Below are 25426 nucleotides of genomic sequence, written 5' to 3'. Positions count from 1 at the left end.
GACAGCTGCGGTCGACACCTCTGCCCCTCTTCCGCCCCCGTTGTTCCCACCGGTCACCGGCAGGGCAGTCGCATCTCTGCGACCGTACCGCCGCCGGTCCTCGGTCGAAGGAATACCCATCCATTCTGCTGTTCAACGATCCGACGGACGAGATAGAGGCCCAGACCGGTGCCGGGATAGCGCCGCCGGTCGCCGGAGTCGCCCTGCCAGAACCGTTCGAAGGCGCGTTCGACGTGTTCCGGGCGGATGCCGATGCCGCGGTCACTGACCTGAAGGCTGACCGTCCGGCCGTCGGCTGCTGCGCTGATCTCGATGGGCGAGCCGGGTGGGGAGTACTTTCCGGCGTTGGTGACCAGTTCGGTGAGCACGGTGGCGAGGCTCTGCCGATGCCCGACCGCCCGGGGCAGGTCGGCCGGCACCTGGAGCGTGGCGCGGCGGCGCAGGTCGGCCGGCAGGTTGGCGACGGCGACCCGGAGCGTCTCGGCGAAGTCGAACGGGGCCGGTGGGCCGTCGCCCGGCCACACCTCGGCGGCGGAGGAGAGCAGCCGGTCGAGCAGCCGGGCCAGTTCGTTCGCCCGTTGCCCGATGACCCGGGCCGCCTGCCGCCGGTCGGCCTCGCCGAGCGAGTCCCAGTGATCGTTGAGGGTGTCCGCGTACCCCTTGATGACGGTCACCGGGGTACGCAGCTCGTGGCTGGTGACGGCGACGAAGAGGTCGCGTTCGCGGTCGTGGCGTTGCTGGTCGAGGGCGTCTCGAAGGTCCGGCCCGTCGGCGCGGGTCGCGACCGTCGGATCGTCACCCTGCACCGGCAGGTGGCTGTGGTCGCCGTACATGTGCGCGATGCAGGTGCCGAGGTAGGCGACGACTCCCCGTTCCTCGGTGCTGGGTTCCTCGGCGTCGGCGGAGTAGAGGGCGTGCAGACTGCCGACGGTGTGCCCGCCGAGTTCCGCCCGGGACACGACCATTTGCAGCAGTCCACGGCCGGCCAGTTCGACGGCGAGTTGATTGGTCAGCTGGTCGGTCCGTACGCACCGCACGCGCGGCCCGGAGAGCAGGCAGGTGGTGGCCGGGTCGTTGGCGGGCACCGGCCGGCCGACGATCCACTCGGCGGCGCCGGTGGCGGCGATCACCCGCCCACCGCTCGGCGCGAACTCGACGAACGCCATGCCTGCCGCACCGAGGGCCGGCTGGGCCATCCGGAGCAGTCGGTTCAGGACCGGCAGACCCGCGTCACCGGAATTGATCATCTCGATGATGACGGTGTGCCCGGCGATGAGGGCCGAGTAGTCGGTGCGGTCCGGCATGACCCAGAGTGTGCCCCGCGATTCGTGTATCTGGGCACCCCCGAGTTGGTTACCGGGCCAATCGGGCGAGCGTGTGCGCCGGACGGTCGGTGATCACGCCGTCGACCCCGGCGGCCAGCACCAGGTCGAGGTCGTTCGGCTCGTTCACCGTCCAGACGTAGACCTGGTTGCCGGCTGCCCGCAGGGCGGGCACCAGCATCGGTCGGGCCCGCACCAGCCCGATGCCCGGACCGGCGATGCCGGCACCGAACGGCAGGCGGCCGAGGCGCAGCCAGCGCGGCAGCACCTCCAGCAGCAGCACCGTCGGCAGCGCGGGAGCAAGAGCCCGGATCCGGCGTACGGCCAGCGGGGAGAACGACATCACGGTGACCTGTACCGGGGCGTCCGGGCGCGGTTCGGCCAGCCCGTGGCGGCGCAGCAGGGCGACCAGTCGACGTTCGACGTCCCCGCCGTGGCGGGACGGGTGCTTGGTCTCCACCAGCAGCCGTACCGGTCGACCGGCGGCGAGGACCGCCTCCAGCAGCCGTTCGAGGGTGAGCAGCCGGGTGTGCGACTCGTCGAGCACCTCGTCACCGTCGGGCGGTACGCAGCCCGGGTGCCAGGAACCGAAGTCCAGGCTCTCCAACTCGGCGAGGGTACGGGTGCTGACCGGCCCTCGGCCGTTGCTGGTCCGTTCCAACCGACGGTCGTGTACGCAGACCAGGTGCCCGTCGCGGGTCAGCCGTACGTCGCACTCCAGCCCGTCGGCACCCTCGTCGAGCGCCCGCAGATAGGCCGCGAGGGTGTGTTCGGGCAGGTCGTGCGAGGCGCCGCGGTGCGCGAATACGAGGGGTGCGCCCATTGCGCCCTACAGGACCCGGCCCGGCTGCCCGTTGTCGGCGACCACCGGCCGTCCGGCGCTCGCCCAGTCGCCCATCCCGCCCGCGACGTTGCGGACCTGGTCCCACCCGTTGCGCATCAGGTACGCCACGACCTGGGCGGAGCGCCCGCCCGAGCGGCAGATGACGGCCACGTCGCGGTCGGTCGGCACCTCGGCGATCCGGGCCGGCAACTCCATCATCGGCAGGTGGTGGGCCTCCGGCGCGTGACCGGCGGCCCACTCGTCGTCCTCCCGGACGTCGAGCAGGTACGTGTCGTCGGTGATCTCGGAAACGGTCACGGTGGGTATCTGGGATCCGAACACGGGTACCAAGGGTAGATCCTCGGCGGGCCCGGCGAGGATCGACGCCACCTATGGCTCCGTCAGAGCTGGGTCACCCAGCGCGGATGCGCACCGGCCCACTGCGGCATCCGGGTGCCGCGGACCGCCTCGAACAGTCCCTCACCGCCGTTGTCGAGCAGGACGTAGGAGACCTGGTCGATGGTCTGCGGGTACGACGGCACCTGCACACCGCGCAGTCCGTCGGTGGAGAGCCCGCGCAGGGCGAGCAGCAGATCCTCCACCGGTACGCCGTTGGTGTCCACGGTCAACGACTCGCCGACGGCCCTGATGAGCTGGTGCATCTGGACGGGGTTGGTGCGCACCCGGGTCTCGCCCGCTCGTTCGAGCATCGCCCCCAGGAGTTGCTGCTGGTGGGTCTGCCGGTCGTAGTCGCCGCCGGGCAGGTCGTAGCGCTGGCGTACGTAGTCGAGCGCCGCAGCGCCGTCCATCCGCTGACAGCCGGGCTGGAAGACCCGGTTGGTGTGGATCGAGCGCACCTCGGTCCGTACGCACATCTCGACGCCGTCGAGCAGGTCGATGACGCTGCGTAGTCCGGCGAAGTCGACGAGGGCGGCACCGTCGAAGCGGATCCCGGTGAGCCGGGTCAGGGTGGTGGAGAGCAACTGGGCACCGGACTGGCCGCCCCCGCCGTACTCGTAAGCGGTGTTGATCTTGTCATCGCCGCCCGGCCAGCCGGCCGCGGCCGGGATGCTGACCAACAGGTCCCGGGGTACCGAGACGAGGTAGCCCTCGCGCAGCCCGGCGGGGACGTGCACGATGAGGATGGTGTCGGTGCGTTGCTCCGGACCGGTGTCGCCGGGACGCCGGTCCGAGCCGACGAGCAGGTAGTTGAGCGGTCCGTCCAGGTCGGTACGGTCGGTGCGGGCGGACGGATCGAGCAACTGCTCGTGGGTGATGGTGCGTTCGTACCGGTCGGCGAGCACCCGGAGGCCGACCACGGCGACCGCCGCCAGCAGCACCACCACCAGCCCGGCTCCGAGCAGCACGCGCGCCCAGCGCGGATGCCGGGAACCCTTCCCCGGCGGCCGCGTCCCGCCGTCGCGCACCCGACTGGCCGTGACGTCCCTCCCGCTAGCCCAACCTGAACACGTCTCATGTCAGGCTAGGAGAGGTTTACGCAGCGTGACGGGAGATTACGAAGATCCGCGCCCGCCGGTCACTTCCGGTTGGAGATCACCTCGGGGTTGTAGAAGACGAACTCGGCGAGCTTGTCCTGCCGGACCGCCCGGAACATGTCCAGGGTCTGCTCGTCGAGCGCCTCGTTGCCGTTGCCCTTGGCGTTGTAGGTGCCGCCGTTGGTCTTGAGCATGATCAGCTCGTTGCCGGTGACGCCGCGCATGGTGAAGACGAAGTCCTCCACCGAGACGCCGCCGGTGTCGAGGATGAACGCCTTGCCCGCCGCCTTGATCAACTCGTTCAGCTTGACCGGGTTGGTCAGCGTGCCGTTCTGGCTGGCCTTCTTCGCCATCGCCTTGATCAGCTGCTGCTGGTTCTGCTGGCGGTCGTAGTCGCTGTTGGCGAGGCCGTAGCGCTGCCGGGAGAAGTCCAGCGCGGCCCAGCCCTCCATCTCCTGGCAGCCCTTCTTGTGCACCACCGGAGTACGCGGCTTGCCGGTCTTCTTGGCGTCCGCGTTCCACATCGGCTTGCCGTCGACGTACGACATGTGGGTCGACTTGACGTCCTGCTTCGGGCAGATCCGCACCGAGCCGAGGGCGTCGATGACGTTCTTGAAGCCGCCGAAGTTGATGATGGCCGCGCCGTCGAAGCTGACGCCGGTCATGTTCTTGATCGTCTGAGCCATCACCTGGGCGCCACCCTCCCAGCCGCCGCCGTTGCGGGCGCCGACCTGGAACGCGGCGTTGATCTTGTCGACGCCGCCGGCGTAGTTGCCCTTCGGCCAGGCGGGGATCTGCGCCTCGGTGTCCCGGGGAATGGAGATCAGGTACGCCTGGTCGTGGGTGGCCGGGATGTGCAGCACGATGATGCTGTCCGCCCGGACGTCGTCGGCGGCCCAGCGCTCCCGGGCGTCCACGCCCAGCAGCAGCATGTCGATCGGGCCCTTGAGGTCGGACCCGCCCTCGGCCAACGTCTTGCCCGCGTCGCCGAGCAGGTTGCGCTGGGTGATGCTGCCGGTGGCCTGGCTGATCACCGCCTTGCTGCCGACGATGGCGACACCGCTTGTCATCATCAGCACGGCTCCGGCCACCACGGTGAGTCGGGCCCAGAGCGGATCCTTGCGCCGCGGACGCCCCTTCCCGGCCTTGCCGGATCGCTTCCTGCCCCCGGGCGGCGGCGGTGGGGTGGCAGTCGCATGAGGTGGTTCGAGCAAGGCGGAACTGTGAACCGGCATGCGCGCTCCAGCTCTTGTGTAGCAAAAGGGGGCGGAGACACTTTACGTACGCAATCCCGCCGAAGCGAGTTCTCATGACGGCCAGTTACTGTTCTCCGCCGCGTCATCCTGGCGAAATGACCGAACGGTCAGAGTCAAACATCCGATCAGCCGTTGGCTCACAGGAAGGGTTCAGCTGGCCGCGTCAGCCGTTACCGCTGGTCGATGGCTTGTTGGCCGACATCCACTCGGCCATCGTGTCGGCGGACATCGCGCGGTACATGGCCAGGGCCTTCTCCCGGTCGGAGACCACCACCGACTCGCCGTTGATGGTCTCGCTGCCCAGGTGCGGGCTGGTGACGAAGGTGAGGTTCTCGCCCCGCAGGTTGCGGAACTGCACCGCCATGTCGGTGAGCGAGAAGCCGTGATCGACCGTGACCGCGTCGGTCACCGACCGTAGGAAGGCGTTCAGCTTCTTCGGGTTGGTCAGCGTGCCGGTGCTCGCCGCCTTGTCCATCAGGGCACGCAGGAACTCCTGCTGGTGGCGCATCCGGGCGAAGTCGCCGTCGGGGAACTGCTTGCGCTGACGGATCCAGTCCAGCGCCTCGGTCCCGTTCATGTGGTTGGTGCCCTTGGTGAACTTCCGGTACGGCTTGTGGATCGAGGTGATCGTCCGCTCCACCTCCAGATCCACTCCACCGAGGGCGTCGGTGACCTGCTTGAAGCCACCGAAGTCGATCGCCATCACGTGATCGATGTGCACGTCGGTGAAGCACTCGACCGTGCGTACCGCCAGCGGCAGCCCGCCGAAGGCGAAGGCGGCGTTGATCTTGCGACGCTGGCCGGAGCCGCAGTCCGCGCCGGCGCTCTCCGGAATCGGCACGTACAGGTCACGGGGGATGGAGACCAGGTACGCCTTCTGGTGGTCGGCGGGGATGTGCATGACGATGATCGTGTCGGCCCGCCACTCACCGGGCCGGTCCATCGGCGCGTCCGGATCCCGCGAGTCGGTACCCACCATGAGGATGTTCAGCGCGCCGTCCACCGACTTCGCCGGCCGACCGCCGGTGATCTCCGAGAAGGGGTCGGTCCGGGCCAGATTCTTGTCGAGGCTGCGGGCGTAGAACCAGGCCCCGCCCCCACCGATCAACGCCAGCGCCAACACGACGACGCCGGCCACCAAGGCGATGCGCCGCCAGTGCGGTCCCCGCCTCCGGGGCGGACCACTGCCCGGTCCTCCCGGCCCCAGCGGCCCACGCGGGCCGCCCGGCCCGCCGGACCGTACCGGCTCCTCGTCGTAGCCGGGCTGCCACTGGGCGGTGTCGGCCGGTCGGGCGGCACGCCCGCCGCGACCGGGGCCCGGCACCGCCGCGCGCCCGGCGCTGCGGTGCAGGTGAGGGAGCCGGTGGGCATCGGGGCTGGTCGCTGACATGTCACTCAGGGTACGCAGCCCCGGCCACTGTCGCCCTGCGTCGAACCCCCGCGCCGTGTCGGACCGGCTAGGCCAGCCGCTCCCGGAAATGGTCGATGGTGCGTCGCAGGCCGATCTCCGGCGTCACCGTCGGCTCGTAGCCGAGCACCTCGCGGGCGAGGCTGAGATCGGGCCGGCGCATCTCCGGATCGTCGGCGCTGCGGGTGACGTACGTCACCTCAGAGCTGCTGCCGCAGAGTGACACGATCGTCTCGGCCAGTTCCCGCATGCTCACCTCGTGCTCGGTGCCGCAGTTCACCGGCCCGCTCTCGGTGGAGTCGAGCAACAGCAGGATGCCCCGGACCAGATCCGCCACGTAGCAGATCGAGCGGGTCTGGTTGCCGGTGCCGTGCACGGTGATCGGCTCACCACGCAGCGCCTGGGAGATGAAGGTCGGGATGGCCCGTCCGTCGTCCGGCCGCATCCGGGGGCCGTAGGTGTTGAAGATGCGCACGATGGCGGTGTCCAGACCCCGACTGCGTCGGTACGCCATCGTCGCGGCCTCGGAGAAGCGCTTTGCTTCGTCGTACACGCTGCGGATGCCGATCGGGTTGACGTTGCCCCAGTACGTCTCCCGCTGCGGGTGTTCCTTCGGGTCGCCGTACGCCTCGGAGGTGGAGGCCAGCAGGAACCGGGCGCCGTCGGCGACCGCGCGGTCCAGCAGGTGCAGGGTGGCCACCGAACCCACCCGCAGGATCTCCACCGGCAGCTTCTCGAAGTCGGTCGGGCTGGCCGGCGAGGCCATGTGCAGGATCGCGTCGAACCGTTCCGCCAGCGCGGGATGATCCGGCAGCCCGTCGGAAATGTCCGCCTCGACAAGTGTGAAGGTCGGCGCGTCGAGCAGGTGGGCGACGTTCTCCTTCGAGCCGGTGACGAAGTTGTCCACCGCGACCACCGTGCAACCGCGGGCGATCAACGCATCCACCAGGTGCGAGGGAACGAAGCCGGCGCCGCCGGTGACCAGGACCCGGTGACCGGGACCGAAACGCTGCTCAACCTTCATGCCGCCAAGCCTAAAGGAGGGGCCCCCTGTTAACGCCTCGCGTACTACAGGGGGCCCCTGTTAACAGGTGCGGGTCAGTGCGCGCCGGCACCGGTCAGGGCACGCACCTCCAGTTCGGCGTACTTCTCCTCGTCGCTCTCCTTGGAGATCACCGTGCCGATCCAGCCGCAGAGGAAGCCGAACGGGATGGACAGGATGCCCGGGTTGGACAGCGGGAACCACTGCCAGTCGTGGTCCGGGAACATCGCCGTCGGCGCACCGGAGACAACCGGTGAGAAGAACACCAGCACCACAGCCGCGAGCAGACCGCCGTAGATCGCCCAGACCGCGCCGGAGGTGTTGAACCGCTTCCAGAACAGGCTGTAGAGGATCGCCGGCAGGTTGCCCGAGGCGGCCACCGCGAAGGCCAGCGCCACCAGGAACGCCACGTTCAGGTTCTGCGCGTAGATCGACAGGGCGATGGAGACCGCGCCGATCACCAGGGCGGAGATCCGGGCGACGTTCACCTCCTGCCGTTCCGACGCGGAGCCCCGCTTGACGACGTTGGCGTAGAAGTCGTGCGCCAGGCTCGACGATGAGGCCAACGTCAACCCCGCGACCACCGCCAGGATGGTGGCGAAGGCGACCGCCGCGATGATCGCCAGCAATGCCGCACCACCCAGTTCACCGCCGAAGAAGTCGATCCCCAGGGCCTCGGCCAACTGTGGTGCGGCCGTGTTGCCGGCCCGATCCTGCTCCCGGATGGCGTCGCCACCGACCAGCGCCGCCGCGCCGAAGCCGAGCGCCAGGGTGAGCAGGTAGAACGAGCCGATGATGCCGATCGCCCAGAGCACGCTCTTGCGAGCCGCCTTCGCCGTCGGGACGGTGTAGAAGCGGATCAGGATGTGCGGCAGGCCGGCGGTGCCGAGCACCAGCGCGATGCCGAGGGAGAGCAGGTCGACCTTGTTGTAGAAGGTCTGTGTCGCGTTGCCGGCGACCTCGACGCCGTACCTCAGACCGGGTTCCAGGAATGCGGTGCCCTGGCCGGAACTCGCGGCCGCGTCACCGAGCAGCGAGGAGAGGTTGAACTTGTACTTCGCCAGCACCAGCAGGGTCATCAACAGCGCGCCACCCATGAGCAGGAACGCCTTGACGATCTGCACGTAGGTGGTGCCCTTCATGCCACCCACGGTGACGTAGATGATCATGAGCGCGCCGACCATGATGATGGTCGCCACCTTGGCGGTGTCCGCGTCCATGCCCAGGAAGGTGGTGCCCGGCCGGATGCCGAGCAGCAGTGCCACCAGGGCGCCCGCGCCGACCATCTGCGCCAACAGGTAGAAGATCGAGACGGTGATGGTGGAGACCGCCGCCGCCGTACGCACCGGACGCTGGCGCATCCGGAACGCCAGCACGTCGGCCATCGTGTACCGCCCGGAGTTCCGCAGCAGCTCCGCGACCAGCAGCAGCGCCACCAGCCAGGCCACCAGGAAGCCGATGGAGTAGAGGAAGCCGTCGTAGCCGTAGAGCGCGATGATGCCGGCGATACCGAGGAAGGACGCGGCGGACATGTAGTCGCCGCCGATCGCCATGCCGTTCTGGAAGCCGGAGAACGACCGGCCGCCCGCGTAGAAGTCGGTGGCGGTCTTGGTCTGCCGGCTGGCCCAGATCGTGATGGCCAGGGTCGCCGCCACGAAGGCCAGGAACAGCACGATGGTCAGGTTGCGGGCGGTGGTGTTGCCCGCCTCGGCCGCGAGGACGACTGAGTTCACGACTCACCTCCGGTGAGCTCGCCGCGGATCTTGTCGGCCACCGGGTCGATCTTCCGGTCGGCGTACCGGGAGTAGAGCCAGGCGATGAGGAAGGTGGAGACGAACTGGAGCAGGCCGAAGACCAGCGCAACATTGATGTTGCTGCCGAACAGTCGGGTGCCCATGAAGTCTCGCGCGTACGCGGAGAGGATCACGTAGAGCGCGTACCACAGGAAGAACGCGATGGTCATCGGGAAGACGAAGCCGCGCAGCGCGCGACGCAACCCGGCGAACTCGTCGGACCGTTGGACCGCGAGGTACCGCTCCGGTTCCGAGTCGGTCGGCGCGGTAGCAGGGGTGTCCGTGGACATTTGATCACCACCTTCACAGACGTCAGGAGTTTCGCGCACGGTAGAAAGCGCGCTCCCCGCCGGAGAAGAGGCAATATCGGTGCCGGTCGACGGCTGCGCCGAACGGCCGCGCTGCTGCGCTCAATGACCTGGATCACACCGCTGACCGGTAAGCGCGCGGCAGCGGGTAGGTGGTTGTAGCTCGGGTGCGACGGTGGTGGCTCGGCGGGATCAGCCCAGCTCGTGGTAGCGGCCACGGTGGTGCAGCAGCGGCCCACCGTCGTCCGTCAGCTCCACCCGCTCGATGGTCGCCTCGACCAGCAGGCTCCAGCCGTACTCCCGCGCGCCGTCAAGCCGGCAACCGGCCCAACCGCCGCCGCCGGCAGGCACCGGCCCGTAGGGCGTCTCGGCCCAGCTGTCGATGGCGAACAGGCCGCCAGGGGACGGGAACAGACCGGCAAACCGGTCGGCGAGCTGTCGGTGCCCCGGGCTCAACGGTGCCACGGCGAACCGACCCGCCTCCTCGACCGCCGCCCAGAGATCCGACTCCGCGTCGATCAGGCCGAGCAACCGCCCGGGATCACCGTCGGCCACCAACGTCGACGAAACCGTCAAACCCGCCGGCCCCGGCGCCGTCCACAGCGTCACCGGCGCGGCGAGCCGACCCCGAAACCGGCGTACGGGCGAACGCTTGTCGGCCGGTACGGCGAACGGATCGCTGTGGTGGATCTGGGCGCCCGGCTCTGGATTCACGTGAAACATTGTGACCCGCCCGGCCTGCCCGCGTGCCCGCGCCCAGCCGACGAACCGCTGATAGAGCTCGGCCCGGTGTCGCGGCCCACCGGCGCGTGCAAGAGGCCGGAACAGGGCTGAATACGCCAACTCGCCGTGCGCGGGTGCCGCTTAGCGGCCCGGCGGGGGTGAACGCGGGGTCGCAGCAAGGCCCGATCCGACAAGGTCACGCTCGATCTGGGATCGAGTGGTCTGGTTGCCAGCACGGAACCACTCGATCACAGATCGAGCGTGACCTTGTTCGAGATAACCCCTCTACGGGGCCTGCGAGGGCACTTGTTCCCACGTCGAGCGCGATCTTGCTGGAGGTAATCCCCTGCGGGACGTGCGAGGGCGCTTGTTCGTTGGGTCGCCCAGGCGGTGGAGCGGGCTCCCGCATCGAGCGCGATCCTGCATCGAGGCCATGCCTCTATGGGGCCGTGAGGGCCCGCGTGTCGCGGTCGACCTGGCGGATGCCGGGGCCGAGTCGCCGCAGGAGTCCCGTGCTCGGGTTCGGCTCGTGTTGGCCGGGCTGCCGCGTCCGCGTACCCAATGGGTGGTGTCGGCCCAGGGTCGGTTCCTCGCCCGTCTCGATCTTGCTTGGCCGGACTATCGGGTGGCGATCGAGTACGACGGCCTCTGGCACGACGACCCGGCGCAGTTCGACGCGGATCGCCGACGGCTCAAGCCGGTGGTCGGCGGTGACTGGATCGTCCTGCACCTGACTGCGAAGCGCCTCCGCGAGGACTTCGACGGCTTCGTCGCCGAGGTGCGGGCCGCCCTGCGCTCCCGCGGCCACCGCAACGGTGCACCCCGCATCCCCGAGCAGCATGCCCCGTGACCGCCGGCCGTCACCCCGCGACCGCCGGCCCGTGAGCCGCGACCAGCGACCCCAAACCAGCGACCCCAGACCAGCGACCGCCGAGCCGCGAGCCGCGATCGGCCGCGGATGGTCAGCGGCGCGGGGTGACGGCGGTCAGCAGTTCGGGCTGGCGACGGTCCAGGGCGTCACCGGCCAGGTAAGAACCGAGCAGCGCCACGCCGACGCCGTAGAGGATGCCCAGGGGCAGACCCAACCAGAGCCAGGCGTCGCCGAGCAGCGCGGCGGCGATCACCGTGGGTAGGCCGGTCGCGGCGGTGGCGACCATGGCCACCAGGGCCAGCAGGCTCTTGGTCACCCCGGCGCCGCTGTTCATCGCGAACGGGTTGCTCGTCTCGGGCAGCGAGTAGGCGGCGAGGACGGACACGAACGAGTTGACCGCCAGCCCGGCGCCGAAGGTGGCGATCAGGGTGCCGGCCATGAAGCCCACCCAGGTCGGCTCGCCGAGGATCAGCGCCATCACTACGGAGACGAGCACCAGCATGGGCAGCACGTAGAGCGAGAAGGCGACCATCCGGGCGCGCAACTCCAGGCGGCCGGGCACGCCGGCGATCACGTTGGCCGCGTACGCGCTGCCGTCGAAACCGAACTGGTTGGCCAGGGTCATCGCGGCCAGCAACCCGACGAAGAGCATGGAGAGACTGACCAGCAGCGGTGAGGTGTCGGAGGGGAGGCTGAAGCCCTGCTCGCTGTCGATGCTGAAGCCCTGCCCACCCACGTTGACCATGACCGGCACGAAGAGGCCGACCACCGCGATGGTGATCAGGTTCGCCCGCCGTCGGGCGTCCCGCCACCAGTAGCGGGCCTCCCGGGCGACCAGCGCGCCGAAGCGGTCCCGGCGCAGCCAGCCGGCCGCCTGTGGGAACAATTGGTCCACCGCGCCGCCACTGACCTCCGGCTTGCCCTTGGACGGCCCGGTGCTGGCCGTACCGATCATCGCCGACTCCAACGAGCGCGACCACCAGGCCAGCAGCGCGACGATCGTCACGACGGTGATCAGGAGTTTCAGCGGTGCCGCCCAGGCTCGGCCCTGCGCCACGTCGATGCCGGCGGTCCAGGGTGCGCCGAACGGTGTCCAGCCGATCACGGTCGCCACACCGGTGAGCCGGTCCCAGTCGGTGTCCCGGATCGCGGCGAGACCGGCCAGCTGCAACGGACCGAGCAACGCGGCGGCCACCGCGAGCAGGACGGCCGCCAGGTCGCGTACCCGGCGGGATCGGAGCATGCTGGCGAAGGCGCTGGTCATCGCCCGTGCGGCGGCGACGCAGAGCAGCAGTCCGGAGATCACTCCGAGAACGGCCACCGCGGCTGCGGGCCAGCCACCGAACACCCCGGCGGTGACCACCAGCCCGGAGAGCGCCACCAGTACGGCGACCGTGGGCACGCTCACCAGCGCCGCGGCGAACAGCCCGGTGACCAGGGTCCGGCGGGACAGCGGCAGCAACGCGAAGCGGGCCGGGTCGAGGGTCTCGTCGACGCCGAAGAAGACCAGGGGCAGCAGCAGCCAGCCGAGCACCGTCAGGCCGCCGGCGAACGCGGCGACCAGCAGCGCGTACCGGTCCTCGCCGGCGAACCCGGGGGCTGCCAGGCCGAAGAAGGCGGTGGCTGCGAGCCAGAGCCCGACCAGCGAGCCGATCACGAACAGCACGGCCCGCCAGGCCTGGCCCCGGAAGTTGTTGCCGATCACCCGCAGCTTGAGCCGGACGAAGTGCCGCGCCTTGACCGGGTGTACGCGGCTGGCCGGGTCGGTCACCGGGACAGCCACGACAACTCCTCGCCGGTTGCCGTACGCCCGCCGACCACCTCGACGAAGACCTCCTCCAGTGAGCGCTCCCCGCGTACCTCCTCCAGGGTGCCCACCCGCTTGATGGTGCCCTCGGCGAGGATCGCCACGTGCGAGCAGAGGCGCTGCACGACCTCCATGACGTGACTGGAGAAGATCACCGTCCCGCCGCCGGTGACGTACCGCTGGAGGATGTCGCGGATCAGCGCCGCCGAGACCGGGTCGACCGCCTCGAAGGGCTCGTCCAGCACCAGCAGCCGGGGTCCGTGCAGCAGGGCGCAGGCGAGGCCGATCTTCTTCTTCATGCCGGCCGAGTAGTCCACCACCAGGGTGCGGCCGGCATCGGAGAGGGCGAGCACGTCGATCAGCTCCGCCGCGCGCTGGTCGACGACCGCCGGGTCCATGCCCCGCAGCAATCCGTGGTACGCCAGCAGTTCGGCGCCGCTGAGCCGGTCGAACAGCCGTACGCCGTCGGGCATCACCCCGAACAGCCGTTTCGCCTCGACCGGGTCGGCCCACACGTCGCGCCCGAGCACCCACGCGCTGCCGGCGTCCGGTCGCAGCAGCCCGACGGCCATCGACAGGGTGGTGGTCTTGCCCGCGCCGTTGGGGCCGAGCAGCCCGTAGAACGAGCCCGCCGGTACGTCCAGGTTCACCCCGGCCACGGCGACCTTGCTGTCGAATCGTTTGGCCAGGCCACGTAGCGCCAACGCAGGGTACTCGCCAGTCATGTGACAGACCGTATCCGGTGGCGGCCAGCGCTCCCTGAGCCACCAGGCTGAGCTTGACTCATCCCACAGTCGTAGGCGTCATCCGCTGCGAGTGTTAACAAGGGGCCCTTGCTCTACACGAGGCGTTAATAAGGTGCCCTTCCTTTCACAGCCGGAGGCTGTCGGGGGCGTGTAGGCGGAGCATGGTGCGGCCGGTGTCGGCGGGGGTACGGCCACGGGTGGCGAGCGAGACCGCGACCATCACCGTGAAGGCCAGCGGCACCGTCCAGGCGGCCGGCTGCGCGGTGAGGGTGGCCGGCCAGCCGCTCAGCGGCGGCCCGAGCACGGTGATCAGCACCGCCGACACCGCCGCGCCGCCGCCGACCAGGATCCCGGCGGCCGCGCCCGCGTCGGTGAGCCCACGCCACCAGATGCCGAGCACCAGCAGCGGGCAGAAGCTGGACGCGGCGACGGCGAAGGCCAGCCCGACCACCTGTGAGACGTCGAGTCCGGAGACGTTCAGCGCGAGGATCAGTGGCACCCCACCGGCGATCACCGTGGCGAGCCGGAAGCCGCGCACCGAGCCACGGCCCAGCACATCCGTGGAGATCACCCCGGCGACGCTGGTGAGCAGCCCGGACGAGGTGGAGAGGAAGGCCGCGAACGCCCCGGCGGCGACCAGGGCGGCCAGCAGTCGACCGGTGGTCCCGGCACCGAGCGCCGCCTCGGGCAGCAGCACCACCACCGCGTCGGTCTGGCCACTGACCAGCAGTTGTGGGGTGTAGATCCGACCCAGCACGCCGTAGATGGTGGGCAGCAGATAGAAGACCCCGACCAGGGCCAGCACGACAAGCGTGGTGCGGCGGGCCGCGGTGCCGTCCGGGTTGGTGTAGAAGCGGACCAGCACGTGCGGCAGCCCCATGGTGCCCAGGAAGGTGGCCAGAATGAGGGAGTACGTGGCGAACAGTCCCCGGTCGTCCGAGCCGGCGGTGCTGGGCAGCAACCAGTCGGTCGCGCTGGTGGCGACCCCGGACACCTCGGGCACCGGCTCGCCGGCGGCGAAGGTCAACTCGTCGCCGGGGTTCACCTGGCGGCTCTGCCCGTCCGGCAGGGTCAGGACGGCGCGATGTTCGACAACGACTGTGGTCGCGGTTCGGAAGGTCGGCCCGTCGGGCGGGGTCACCGCCGGCCGCCCGTCGGCCTGCCACTGAAGCGCCAGAAAAATCGCGGGTACGGCCAGCGCGGTCAACTTCAGCCAGTACTGGAACGCCTGCACGAAGGTGACCGCCCGCATCCCGCCCAGCGCCACGTTGGCGGTCACCACCACCGCCACCACCAGGGCACCCACCGGGTACGGGGAACCGGCCAGGGTGGCCAGCGTCAGCCCGGCGCCCTGCAACTGGGGCACCAGGTAGAGCCAGCCGATGAAGATCACGAAGACGGTGGCCAGCGTGCGCAAACGACGGGAGCCCAGCCGCAGTTCGCAGAAGTCGGGCAGGGTGAAGGCGCCGGAGCGGCGCAGCGGCGCGGCGACGAAGAGCAGCAGAGCCAGGTAGCCGGCCGCGAAGCCGACCGGATACCAGAGCACGTCCACGCCGTACTTGAGGATCAGCCCGGCGACACCGAGGAAGCTGGCCGCCGACAGGTACTCGCCGCCGATCGCGGCGGCGTTCCAGGTCGGGCTGACCACCCGCGAGGCGACCAGGAAGTCGGAGGTGGTGCGGGCCAGCCGCAGCCCGTAGAAGCCGATCCCGAGGGTGGCCAGGGTGACCGCCACGATCGCCGGTACGACGAGGTCGTTTGTCACCTCAACGCTCCGGCCGCTGGACCAGGTCGGTGAAGTCCTGCTCGTTGCGTTCGGCCAGCCGTACGTACGTCCAGCCGACCGCGACCAGGAACGGGAAGGAGAGCACGGCGAGCAGCAGCCAGGGCAGGTTGACACCGAGCACTGTCATCCGGCCCACCGAGGGGGCGATGGCGAACAGCCAGGGCAGTCCACCCAGCCCGACCAGGACCACTGCCGACAGTTGCAGGGCCAGCGCGAGCTGGGCGCGTACCAGGCCGCGGATCAGCGTCTCGCCGACCCGGGTCTGCTGGGTCAACTCGGTACGGGCACCGCCGGCCCGCTGTCGTCGGCCCGAGACCTCGGCCAACACCACCCGGGTACGTGCAGCCGGCCCCGACCCGCGCAGCTGCGCGGCAGCCAGCTCCCCAGCCTGAAGCGGCTCCTCAGCCCGGGGCGCTTCCCCAGCCCGGGGCGGCGATGCAGCCTGAAGCGGCTCCGCGGCCCGGGGCGGCGGCGCGGCGGTCCCGGCTGGCTCGGGTCGGCGGGGTGCCGGTGGTGAATCCTCGGCGGCCACCCCGGCAGTCTCGTCCGCCCCACGGGAATGTCAAGCGGCTGTGGACAACCTGTGGACAACCCGCTGACCCTGTGGACAAAGGTGTGGACGCTCAGCGGCTCCATTCCTGCTTCGCGGCTCGGACCAGCTTGTCCTTCAACTCCCGGGTGTGCCGCCGACTCACCGGCAGCTCCGCGTCGTCGACCACGACCACGTAGCCGGAATTGACAAGTCGAAGCTCGGCGATCAGCCGCAACTGCACCAGGTAGGACCGGTGGATCCGGACGAACCCGGCGTCGGCCCACCGCTCGGCGAGCGTCGCCAGGGACACCCGCACCAGGTGCGAACCTTCTGTGGTGTGCAGCCGGGCGTAGTCGCCCTGCGCCTCCACCCAACGCACGGCGGAGCGGGGCAGCATCCGGGTGGAGCCGGCCAACTCGACGGGGATCGTCGGGTCCTCCTCGGCGCGGGCCAGGGCCGCCGGATGCGACGGCAGCACCCGTGACCCGACGACTCGACGCAGTGCCTCGGCGAGCCGCTCCGCGCGTACCGGCTTGCGGACGTAGTCGGTGGCGCCCAGGTCGAAGGCGTCCGCGGCACCGTCGTCGTACGCGGTGACGAAGACGATCGCCGGTGGCCGGGCGAACTGACGCAACACCCGGGCCAGCTCCATGCCGTCCAGGCCGGGCATCCGGATGTCCAGGAAGATCACGTCGACCTCGTCGTCGCGGAGCACCCGCAGCGCCTCGGTGGCGTCGCCGGCCGTGTGCAGCCGCGCCACCCGAGGGTCGGTACGCAGGTGGTACGCCAGCTCGTCCAGGGCCGGGGGTTCGTCGTCCACCGCCAGCACCCGCAGGAAGCCGGGCGTACCGCCGTTGCCGGTCACGAACGCGCCCGTACGCCGGGGTGGAACTTCGGCACCCGCATGCTCACCTTCGTGCCCGACCCCACGCCCGTCTCCACCACCAGGCCGAAGTCGCTGCCGAACACCGAGCGGAGTCGTTCGTCGACGTTCGAGAGGCCGACGTGCTGGCCCGGGTCGTCCCCCGGATCACCGGTGGCCCCGGCCAGCTCGGCGATTCCGGCGGTCAGTGTGCCCGGATCCATCCCCACTCCGTCGTCCTCCACCGTGATGTGACATTCGGCGCCCGCGTCCCGCGCCTCGATGCTCACCATGCCCGTGCCGGGCTTGCGCGACAACCCGTGCCGGACGGCGTTCTCCACCAACGGCTGCAGGCAGAGGAAGGGCAGAGTCACCGGCAGCACCTCCGGGGCGATCTGCAGCCGCACCTGAAGCCGGTCGCCGAAGCGGGCCCGCTCGATGGTCAGGTAGCGGTCGATCGACCGAAGCTCCTCGGCCAACGTGGTGAACTCACCGTGGGCCCGGAACGAGTAGCGGGTGAACTCGGCGAACTCCAGGATCAGCTCCCGGGCCCGCTCCGGATCGGTCCGGACGAACGAGCCGATCGCGGTCAGCGCGTTGTAGATGAAGTGCGGGCTGATCTGCGCCCGCAGCGCCCGGACCTCGGCGCGGGCCAGCCGTTCCCGGGACGAGTCCAGCTCGGCCAGGGCGAGTTGGCTGCCCGCCCAGCGGGCGGTCTCCATGGTCGCCTGCACCAGGCCCGGACCGGGCACGCCGTCGGTGACCGCGATCATGGCACCGGCCACCCGGCCCTCCGCGCCGGCCATCGGGGCCACCACCGCACCCCGGACCGCGCAGTCGATGCGGTCGCAGAACAACTCGGCCTCGCCCAGCACGGTGGACCGCTCGGTGGCCACCACTCGCTGTGCCGCCGCGCGCAGCTGGTCGGTGTGGTGCGCACCGCGCCCGTCGAGGGCGAGCACCTCCTCGGTGTCGGTCAACGCCAACCCCGCCGCGCCGACCAGGCCACGCAGGTGCCGGGCCGCCTTCGCCGCACCCGCCGGGCTCAGCCCGGCCCGCAGCGGCTCGGCGGCCAAGCCGGTGGTGTGCAGCACCTCGTAGGTGGCCCGCTGGCTGGCCGTGGCGATGCCCCGCCGGCCACGCAGCCGAGCGACCGCGACCAGTGCCCCGGTCAGCACGACGACCAGCGACAAGACTCCGATGCCGGCCGAGAGGTTGCCACCCACGTCGATGATCCTGCTGGTTGCGGTGGCGCAGGGAAAGAGCTGATTCAGTACGCGCCCTTGCGCGCCAGCACCACGCCCACCGTGCGCCACAGGATGCTCAGGTCGTACGCCAGCGACCAGTTGTCGACGTAGTAGAGGTCCAGTCGGACGGCCTCGTCCCAGGACAGGTCGGAGCGGCCGGACACTTGCCACAGCCCGGTCATCCCGGGGCGGACCAGCAGCCGGCGGCGTACGTCGCCGAGGAAGTCGCCGTCGTCGGCGGGCAGCGGACGCGGCCCGACCAGGGACATCTCGCCCATCAGCACGTTGATCAGCTGCGGCAGCTCGTCAAGCGACGAGGCACGCAGGAAGCGGCCCACCGGGAAGACCCGAGGATCCTGCTTCATCTTGAACAGCATGCCGTCGGTCTCGTTCTGGTCGACCAGGCTGGCCAGCCGGTCCTCCGCGTCGACGTACATGGTGCGGAACTTCCACACCCGGAAGGTGCGCCCCTCGTGCCCCACCCGGGGCTGGCGGAAGAAGACCGGACCGGGATCGGAGATCCGGATGGCGATGGCGATGACGATGAAGACCGGGATCAGCGCCAGCAGGCCCAGGCCGGCGGCGACCCGGTCCATCATGTTCTTGGCCAGCAGCGCCGGCCCGGACAGGGTGGGCTCCTCGACGTGCAGCAGCGGCAGGCCCTCGATCGGGCGGATGTGCACCCGGGGGCCGGCGATGTCGGTCAGCTGCGGTGCCACCACCAGGTCGACGCCGGAGCCCTCCAACTGCCAGGCCAGCCGGCGCAGCTCGCCCGGCTCGGCGCTGGCCGAGCCGCAGACCGCGATCGTGTCGCCGCCGACCTCCCGCACCAGGGCCAGCACGTCACGGCCGGCGTACACCGGGACGGGGGTCTGCACGCCCTTGGCCGCGGCGTAACCGTCGGTGATGTGGATGGCCACCGGCACCAGCCCGGCGGCGGGGTTACGGGTGACCGCGGTGTAGACCTCCAGGCACTCCGGCAGGGTGCCGACCAGCACCATCCGGTGGGCCGCCTGCTGGGTGTTGCGGCGCATCACGTGCAGCACGAAGCGGGTCAGGATCCGGCCCAGCAGGATCAACAGCAGGGCCAGCAGCAGGGCGGTGCCGACGGTGAACCGGGACAGGTCGGTCTTGGTGGCGAAGGCGAGGAACGACACGGCCGCGCATACCGCCACGCCGGCCCGGATCACCCGCTTGAACTCGTCCGGCCCGAGACCGAGACAGCGCCGGTCATAGGCCCCGTTGAACCACAGAATGGTCAGCCAGCCCAGCGGCAGCAGCAGGAAAGCCACCGTGTGGAACCAGGTCGGGTCGTTCTGGGCCTCGTGGAAACCGGCGGTGGCCTGGTCGAAGGTGCGGATCGCGGTGAAACTGGCGAAGGCCGCCGCCGCGAAGTCGAGCAGCAGCAGAATCGCGGTGTACGGCCGATGCCAGCGGGAGACGCGTCGTCGAGCCCGCGCCCACGCCGAGCGGGGCACGCCGTTGTGCGACGGCGGGTTCGGCGGCTGGATCTCGAAGCTGTCGACGTGCCGCACGAGTCTGCTCCGGCCTTCGTTGGTTACCGGGCGCTGGAGGCTTGTCGTCACCTCACCCATGTCCTCCCGCATGACCCGCACCGCTTACTCGCCGTAAGGGCCCGAGTCTCCCACCGTTCCAGTTTCCCACGCGGATTCCGCCTCGACGCCGACCCGAGAGACATTGCGTGACGGACTCGTTTTCGCCTGGGATCTGGCCGGCTCCACGCCATCCGGAAGCCGGGGACCGAGCCACTATACCGATGGATGGCGGCCCGGGAAGAGTGCCGGACCGTGGTTGCGCACCCCGCGTCCGATTCCGCTCCGTAGTCAAGCGTGTCGTTACTCACCGTACAAGTCTGGACAGCCTTCGGTCAGCAAGGGGCTTGCCGCCGGTCTGACAGGTCGGGCAGTACTGGAGGCTCGAATCGGCGAAGGAAACCTCACGCACGGTGTCGCCGCAGACCGGGCAGGGCAGTCCCGTACGGGCGTGCACCTTCAGCCCGGAGCGCTTCTCACCCTTCAGTTCCGCGGCCCGCTGCCCCAGTGAGCGGGTGACCGCGTCGCCGAGCACCCGTCGGGTGGCCGCGTGCAGCGTCGCCATCTGGTCGTCGGTGAGTCGGTCGGTCAGGGCGAACGGTGACAGCTTCGCCGCGTGCAGGATCTCGTCCGAGTACGCGTTGCCCACCCCGGCCAGCACCGCCTGATCGGTGAGCACCCCCTTGAGCTGTCCCCGGCGGCTCCGCAGTGCCCCGGCGAAGGCGGCCAGATCGGCCGAGAGCGCGTCCGGGCCGAGCTTGGCCACTCCGGGCACCGCCTGCGGATCGGTCACCAGGTACACGGCGAGCTTCTTCTGCGTACCGGCCTCGGTCAGGTCGAAACCGGAACCGTCGTCCAGACGGGCCCGCAGCGCGATCGGGCCCTTGCCCGGTCGGAGCGGGACGGTCGAGGCGAACGCCTCCCGGTAGTGCAGCCAGCCGGCCCGCGCCAGGTGCACCACCAGGTGCAGGTCACCGTCGAAAACGACGTCGAGGAACTTGCCGTGCCGGCGGGCGTCGGTCACCGACCGGCCGGTGACCGCGGTCAGCGCCGGATCGTACGTCTTCAGGGCGCTGATCGCGACGGCCTCCAACCGCTCGACGCGGCGGCCCACCGCGCGCTGTCGCAGGTAACCCGCGAGCGCCTCCACCTCCGGTAGTTCGGGCATCGTCCAACGGTAGCCTTCTTTCCCGTGAGCGCGAGGAATGAGCTTGCGAGTCCCGCAGTCGTGAACGAAAGACGAATCCCGTGAGAATCGTGGTGGCGCACAACCGGTACCGGGAAGCTCAGCCCTCCGGTGAGAACACCATCGTCGACGCGGAGATCGCCCAGCTCACCGCCGCCGGTGTGGAGGTGCTGCCCTTCCTGCGCAGCTCCGACGAGATCCCGTCGATGCCGAAGACGGCGAAGGCCCTGCTGCCGATCTCCCCGATCTATGCGCCCCGGGCCCAGCAGGAGCTGTCCCAGTTGCTCACCGAGCACCGGCCGGACGTGCTGCACCTGCACAACCCGTACCCGCTGCTCTCGCCCTGGGTGGTGCGGACCGCGCACAAGCACGGCGTGCCGGTGGTGCAGACGGTGCACAACTACCGCCAGGTCTGCTCCTCGGGCCTGTACTTCCGCGACGGGGTGATCTGCCAGGACTGCCGGGGGCGGGCGCTCGGGGTGCCGGCGGTGGTGCACCGCTGCTACCGCGGGTCCCGGGCGCAGAGCGCGCTGATGGCCACCACCCTGGCCGTGCACCGGGGCACCTGGAAGTCGGTGGACCGGTTCATCGCGCTGACCAGCGCGGTCGCCGACCACCTGCGCGACTACGGCATCCCGGACTCTCGGATCGTGGTGAAGCCGAACGGCATTCCCGATCCTGGTACGCCCGCCCCGCTTGGTCAGGGCTTCCTCTTCCTCGGCCGGCTCTCCCCGGAGAAGGGGCTCGGCCTGCTGCTGGAGGCGTGGCGTCGGCACCCCGACGGGGCGCTCGGGCCGCTGCGGGTGGCCGGTGACGGTGAGTTGCGTCCGCTGGTCGAGGCGGCGGCGGCCGAACGCGCCGACGTGACCTTCCTCGGCCCGCTGGACCGGGCCGGGGTCCGCTCGGCACTGGCCGCGAGCGCCGTGGTGCTGGCCACCTCCACCTGGCACGACGTGCTGCCCACGGTGATCATCGAGGCGTTGGCCAGCGGCCGACCGGTCCTCGGCACGGCACTGGGTGGTATTCCGTACCTGGTCGGCGCGGACACCCCGCGCGAGCCCGCGGGCACCGGCCCGGCGGTGATCGCCTCGGCCCCCGCCCCGGCCAGCCCCGGCGGCCCCGCCGCTTCAGGCGGGCCGGGTGGTGTCGGTGGCATGGCCGGTCTGGGCAGTGCCTCCGGGGTGGCGTCCGCGCTGCCGGCCGGGGTCCTGGCCGGTGAGGCCGGCTGGGTGGTGCCGCCGGAGCCGGCGGCGCTCGCCGCCGCGCTGCCGCTGGCCGCCGCCGGCGCCGCCGCACTCGCCGCCCCGGCCCGGTCCCGCTACGAGCGGGTCTTCCACCCCGACGTGGTCACCGAGCAACTCCTCGCCGTGTACGCGGGGCTCGCGCGTTCTTGATCAACGCTGTTACGCCGTAGTGGCGGTATCCAGGCAGGTGGGATACCGCCACTACGGCGTAACGAAGTCGATCTAGTAGGCAATGAGCTTGTAGGAGAGGAATACGCCGGGGCTCCAGCCCTGCCAGCCGCTGAGCTGCAACCCGTAGCCGGTGCAGTCGTCACTCGCGTAGGCGATGGCGTACACGGGGGTCCAGCTGATGGAGGTGACCGCGTCCTGCATCGGGTGGCAGAGGTCATCGGCTGCGGTGTGCCGGGCGACCACGTAGGCGCTGTTCGCGGTGTAGAGAACCAGGCCCTGGTCAGGCACCTTGAACGGTTCCCGCGCCACCTCCTTCGCGACCGCGGGCGCGGCAGCCAGAGTGGTGGTCAGGGCTGCGACGGCCAGGACCGAGGCAATCCGCTTGGCGGTTTTGCGCATGAGGTCTCCCAAGGGTGGGGTGGCGTGGGGAGCGAGAACATCAGCTTCGCCATGAAGCGATATCCGTCTATGGGATCTTCCATGGCTTTGCTTGAAGTGTCAACAATTGTCGATCACCTTGAAATCGGCACAGCGGGAGCGGCGTCTCGTCGTCGTAGCCGGCCACCAGCGCCCTTGGATCAGACCGGGATGCCCTGGAGCCTGGCATCGGGATAGCCGGTGCACCAGCCCGGCCCCCGACGCGTTAATAGGGGGCCCTTCCTATGCGCGAGGCGTTAAGAAGGTGCCCTTCCTTACCAGCTGGCGCGGGCGGAGAAGGCGATGCTGGCGAGCAGGAAGCCGCCGTTGACGATCGTGAACGCCGCGATCACCCAGAACACCAGCGCCGGGGCGACGGCCAGGACCAGCGCGGCCGCGAAGATCACCGCGCCGTAGTCGCGGACCAGCTTGACCAGGCGTACGGGCAGCGAGGTCGAGGTGACCATGCTTGCCGCGTTCGGGCCGGACTGCATCACCGAGGTGACCAGGTTGACCATCCAACTCCCGGCGAACGCGGCCACCAGCCACACCGGCGTCGAGGGACGCTGCGCCACCGCAGTCGCGGACAACGCGGCGACCAGGGCGATCTGCGCCGCCACGTCACAGAGCACGTCCACCCGGGCGCCGGCCGCACTGCCCTGACCGGTCACCCGGGCCAACTGGCCGTCGGCGCAGTCCAGGGCGTACGCCACCTGCCAGCCGACCAGGGCGAGCAGCCCGACCAGCCAGGCCGGTACGTCCCCGGCGGCGACCGGGCCGGCGAGGGCGACCACGGTCGCCGAGGTGGCCAGCCCGAGCACCAGGTTGGTGATGGTCAGGGCGGTCGGCCGGAGCCCGAGGCGCTGGGCGACAAGCGCGAAGACCGCACCGATCCACTGGCTGACCGACTCGCTGAACAGGCCACCGCCCCGGTTCACCCGGTGGAAGTCGGCGACCGTGGGGTGGGACGGCTCAGCCAAGGTGCTCACGGAGGGCGTCAACGTAATCTCCCAGCCGGGTACGGAGGTCGTCAGCGGACAGCGCAAGGTGCTCAAGGATGGTGTAGCGGTCCGGCCGGGTACGCGGCGCGAAGGCGACCGCCTCGACGAACTGCTCGTCGGTGAGACCCAACTCGCTCGGCCGGGTGGAGAGGCCGTGCCGGTGCAGGCAGCGGGCGAGCTGGCCGAAGCGCTCCAGGTCACCACGGAGGAAGGTGCAGAACAGCGCACCCAGGCCGACCTGCTCGCCGTGCGAGCCGGTGCCCGGGTAGAGGTGGTCGATGGCGTGCGAGATCTCGTGGTCGCCGCCGCTGGCCGGTCGGCTGGAACCACAGACCGACATTGAGATGCCGCCCAGGATGAGCGCCTCGGCCAACGTGGTCAGGAACGCGTCGTCGGTGATCTTGCCGGGGTGGTTGACCAGGGCCTCCGCCCCGGTCCGGGCCAGCGTCAGGGCCAGCCCGTCGATCGGCTCGTCGCGTACCTGATGGGCCAGCTCCCAGTCGGCGCAGGCGCTCAGGTTGCTCACCGCGTCGCCGATGCCGGCCTGGGTCTGCCGATCCGGGCCGTTCTCCACGAAATCCAGGTCGACCAGGACGGCGATCGGGATGTGCACGCCGTACGACCCCTTGCCGCCCTCGTGGCTCAGCGAGGCCACCGGGGAGGCGATGCCGTCGTTGGCGAGGCTGGTCGCCACGGTGACCATCGGGAGGGCGTAGCGGGTGGCGGCGTACTTGGCCGTGTCGATCGTCTTGCCGCCACCGATGCCGACGACCGCGTCGTAGTGCCGGCGGCGGAGCTGATCGCCCAGCTCGTTGGCCGAGTCGACGGTGCCGCCGCTGACCGTGAAGATGTCGGCCGATCCGAGCGAGGGCCGGCACATCTCGGCGATCTTTTCGCCCTGCCCGGGGCCGACCACCACCGCGACGTCGCCGCCACCGGAGATCCGCCGGTCGGCGAGCAGCGCGCCGAGGTCCGTCACCGCACCACGGCGGACCTCGATCGACAGCGGCGTCGTGACGGTACGGGCTAGTAACGGCACGCGATCTCCCGAGCCCGGGCCAGGTCGGCGTGGTTGTCGACCTCGACCCAGGACACGTCACCGATCGGAGCGGCCCGCACCTCGCCACCCCGGTCGGCGAACTCCTGGTAACCGTCCTCGTAGTACAGGTTCGGGTCGCGTCGCCAGGTCGCCTCCAGCGCATCGGCGAGCGGCTCGGCCACCTGCGGCTCGATCAACGTCGCGCCGATGTACTCGCCGTACGCCTCGGCCGGGTCCATCAGCTTGGTGATCCGGGTGAGCTGGCCGGCGGCGTCGAAGGTGGTCTTCATCTCCTCCTCCGCCAGCGGCTTGATGTTGTCGATGGCCAGCAGGACACCGGGACCCCGCTCGGCGAGCAGCGTCTTCTCCACGCTCACCGGATGCACCGTGTCACCGTTGACCAGCAGCACGCCCCGGGCGAACCAGTCCCGGGCCAGCCAGAGAGAGTACGCGTTGTTCCACTCCTCGGCCTTGTCGTTGTGCACGAGAGTGATCGTGACGCCGTACCGGCGCTCCAGCTCGGCCTGTCGTTCCCGGACGGCGTCCGCGGCGTACCCGACCACCACCACGACGTCCGTGAGTCCCACCTCGGCCAGGTTGCGCAGGGCGATGTCGAGGATGGTGATCTCGCCATCCACCGGCACCAGCGCCTTCGGCAGCGTGTCGGTGTACGGGCGCAGCCGGCGACCCGCGCCAGCCGCCAGCACCATTCCGACCATGCCGGTACCAGTCTCTGTCTTCACGGCGTTCACCGGAGGAGGATAGCGCCGTCCCGAGGGCTGCCGTCGGCCCA

24 protein-coding genes are annotated in these 25426 nt (G+C 70.3%); 2 read left to right on the top strand and 22 right to left on the bottom strand.

Going from position 1 to position 25426, the window contains the following annotated elements; genetic code table 11:
* Positions 1 to 53 precede the first annotated feature (53 nt).
* The 10 genes from VAB18032_RS29105 to VAB18032_RS29060 form a co-directional block, all read right to left on the bottom strand.
* Positions 54 to 1304 carry a sensor histidine kinase gene (locus VAB18032_RS29105; RefSeq protein WP_013736524.1) on the bottom strand — a complete coding sequence of 417 codons (1251 nt, stop codon included), beginning with the start codon at positions 1302 to 1304 and terminating at the stop codon, positions 54 to 56.
* A gap of 49 nt (positions 1305 to 1353) precedes the next feature.
* Positions 1354 to 2145 (bottom strand): glycerophosphodiester phosphodiesterase, encoded by a 792-nt coding sequence (locus VAB18032_RS29100; protein ID WP_013736523.1) that lies wholly within the window; start codon positions 2143 to 2145, stop codon positions 1354 to 1356.
* Between the two features lie 6 nt (positions 2146 to 2151).
* The gene (locus tag VAB18032_RS29095) at positions 2152 to 2487 is read right to left on the bottom strand and encodes a rhodanese-like domain-containing protein (RefSeq protein WP_043726098.1); all 336 of its coding nucleotides are present in this window, start codon (positions 2485 to 2487) and stop codon (positions 2152 to 2154) included.
* Positions 2488 to 2546: 59 nt separating this feature from the next.
* The gene (locus VAB18032_RS29090) at positions 2547 to 3512 is read right to left on the bottom strand and encodes an LCP family protein (RefSeq protein ID WP_463014103.1); all 966 of its coding nucleotides are present in this window, start codon (positions 3510 to 3512) and stop codon (positions 2547 to 2549) included.
* A gap of 170 nt (positions 3513 to 3682) precedes the next feature.
* Positions 3683 to 4876: an LCP family protein gene (locus VAB18032_RS29085; RefSeq protein WP_050814666.1), complete on the bottom strand. Its 1194-nt coding sequence runs from the start codon at positions 4874 to 4876 to the stop codon at positions 3683 to 3685.
* 184 nt (positions 4877 to 5060) lie between these two features.
* Positions 5061 to 6287: an LCP family protein gene (locus VAB18032_RS29080; protein WP_043722357.1), complete on the bottom strand. Its 1227-nt coding sequence runs from the start codon at positions 6285 to 6287 to the stop codon at positions 5061 to 5063.
* Positions 6288 to 6354: 67 nt separating this feature from the next.
* Positions 6355 to 7329 (bottom strand): NAD-dependent epimerase/dehydratase family protein, encoded by a 975-nt coding sequence (locus VAB18032_RS29075; RefSeq protein ID WP_013736518.1) that lies wholly within the window; start codon positions 7327 to 7329, stop codon positions 6355 to 6357.
* A 74-nt stretch (positions 7330 to 7403) separates the two neighbouring features.
* The gene (locus VAB18032_RS29070) at positions 7404 to 9080 is read right to left on the bottom strand and encodes a solute symporter family protein (protein ID WP_013736517.1); all 1677 of its coding nucleotides are present in this window, start codon (positions 9078 to 9080) and stop codon (positions 7404 to 7406) included.
* Positions 9077 to 9430: a DUF485 domain-containing protein gene (locus tag VAB18032_RS29065; protein ID WP_013736516.1), complete on the bottom strand. Its 354-nt coding sequence runs from the start codon at positions 9428 to 9430 to the stop codon at positions 9077 to 9079. Before VAB18032_RS29065 ends, VAB18032_RS29070 begins: the two co-directional genes overlap by 4 nt.
* A gap of 210 nt (positions 9431 to 9640) precedes the next feature.
* Positions 9641 to 10276 (bottom strand): flavin reductase family protein, encoded by a 636-nt coding sequence (locus tag VAB18032_RS29060; RefSeq protein ID WP_232510918.1) that lies wholly within the window; start codon positions 10274 to 10276, stop codon positions 9641 to 9643.
* A 328-nt stretch (positions 10277 to 10604) separates the two neighbouring features.
* Here VAB18032_RS29060 and VAB18032_RS29055 point away from each other — a divergent pair, with 328 nt between their 5' ends.
* Entirely contained in the window at positions 10605 to 11021 is a 417-nt protein-coding gene (locus VAB18032_RS29055; protein WP_050814665.1) for an endonuclease domain-containing protein, read from the top strand.
* Positions 11022 to 11133: 112 nt separating this feature from the next.
* Here the strand turns inward: VAB18032_RS29055 and VAB18032_RS29050 are convergent, their stop codons facing one another.
* The 8 genes from VAB18032_RS29050 to VAB18032_RS29015 form a co-directional block, all read right to left on the bottom strand.
* Positions 11134 to 12825, bottom strand: coding sequence for a hypothetical protein (locus tag VAB18032_RS29050; protein ID WP_013736513.1), 1692 nt, complete (start codon positions 12823 to 12825; stop codon positions 11134 to 11136).
* Complete coding sequence (locus VAB18032_RS29045) at positions 12810 to 13574, bottom strand: ABC transporter ATP-binding protein (RefSeq protein WP_013736512.1); 765 nt, start codon at positions 13572 to 13574, stop codon at positions 12810 to 12812. The genes VAB18032_RS29050 and VAB18032_RS29045 overlap by 16 nt, the downstream gene beginning before the upstream one ends.
* 145 nt (positions 13575 to 13719) lie before the next feature.
* On the bottom strand, positions 13720 to 15360 hold the full coding sequence (locus VAB18032_RS29040) for a sodium/solute symporter (protein WP_013736511.1): 1641 nt from the start codon (positions 15358 to 15360) through the stop codon (positions 13720 to 13722).
* Between the two features lies 1 nt (position 15361).
* The gene (locus tag VAB18032_RS29035) at positions 15362 to 15760 is read right to left on the bottom strand and encodes a hypothetical protein (protein ID WP_050814807.1); all 399 of its coding nucleotides are present in this window, start codon (positions 15758 to 15760) and stop codon (positions 15362 to 15364) included.
* Positions 15761 to 16004: 244 nt separating this feature from the next.
* Positions 16005 to 16778, bottom strand: coding sequence for a LytR/AlgR family response regulator transcription factor (locus VAB18032_RS29030; RefSeq protein WP_013736509.1), 774 nt, complete (start codon positions 16776 to 16778; stop codon positions 16005 to 16007).
* Positions 16775 to 18001: a sensor histidine kinase gene (locus VAB18032_RS29025; protein ID WP_013736508.1), complete on the bottom strand. Its 1227-nt coding sequence runs from the start codon at positions 17999 to 18001 to the stop codon at positions 16775 to 16777. The genes VAB18032_RS29030 and VAB18032_RS29025 overlap by 4 nt, the downstream gene beginning before the upstream one ends.
* Positions 18002 to 18045: 44 nt before the next feature.
* A complete protein-coding gene (locus VAB18032_RS29020) occupies positions 18046 to 19617 on the bottom strand; it encodes a sugar transferase (RefSeq protein WP_050814664.1) in 1572 nt (523 codons plus the stop codon).
* A 265-nt stretch (positions 19618 to 19882) separates the two neighbouring features.
* On the bottom strand, positions 19883 to 20743 hold the full coding sequence (locus VAB18032_RS29015) for an Fpg/Nei family DNA glycosylase (RefSeq protein ID WP_013736506.1): 861 nt from the start codon (positions 20741 to 20743) through the stop codon (positions 19883 to 19885).
* Positions 20744 to 20823: 80 nt separating this feature from the next.
* On the opposite strand from VAB18032_RS29015, the gene VAB18032_RS29010 reads away from it, so the two are divergent.
* Positions 20824 to 22155: a glycosyltransferase gene (locus VAB18032_RS29010; protein ID WP_043722347.1), complete on the top strand. Its 1332-nt coding sequence runs from the start codon at positions 20824 to 20826 to the stop codon at positions 22153 to 22155.
* 72 nt (positions 22156 to 22227) lie between these two features.
* Here VAB18032_RS29010 and VAB18032_RS29005 read toward each other — a convergent pair whose 3' ends face one another.
* The 4 genes from VAB18032_RS29005 to VAB18032_RS28990 all read right to left on the bottom strand — a co-directional run bounded on the left by VAB18032_RS29005 (position 22228) and on the right by VAB18032_RS28990 (position 25352).
* Positions 22228 to 22575, bottom strand: coding sequence for a hypothetical protein (locus tag VAB18032_RS29005; protein WP_013736504.1), 348 nt, complete (start codon positions 22573 to 22575; stop codon positions 22228 to 22230).
* A 293-nt stretch (positions 22576 to 22868) separates the two neighbouring features.
* Entirely contained in the window at positions 22869 to 23582 is a 714-nt protein-coding gene (locus VAB18032_RS29000; protein WP_013736503.1) for a CDP-alcohol phosphatidyltransferase family protein, read from the bottom strand.
* Entirely contained in the window at positions 23566 to 24633 is a 1068-nt protein-coding gene (locus VAB18032_RS28995) for an iron-containing alcohol dehydrogenase family protein (RefSeq protein ID WP_043722342.1), read from the bottom strand. Before VAB18032_RS28995 ends, VAB18032_RS29000 begins: the two co-directional genes overlap by 17 nt.
* The gene (locus VAB18032_RS28990) at positions 24621 to 25352 is read right to left on the bottom strand and encodes a phosphocholine cytidylyltransferase family protein (protein WP_043726079.1); all 732 of its coding nucleotides are present in this window, start codon (positions 25350 to 25352) and stop codon (positions 24621 to 24623) included. The genes VAB18032_RS28995 and VAB18032_RS28990 overlap by 13 nt, the downstream gene beginning before the upstream one ends.
* Positions 25353 to 25426 lie beyond the last annotated feature (74 nt).

The organism is Micromonospora maris AB-18-032, from assembly GCF_000204155.1.
Classification (GTDB): domain Bacteria; phylum Actinomycetota; class Actinomycetes; order Mycobacteriales; family Micromonosporaceae; genus Micromonospora; species Micromonospora gifhornensis.
The sequence above is the reverse complement of the archived record's forward strand: the minus strand, read 5'-3'. Positions and strand labels throughout refer to the sequence as shown.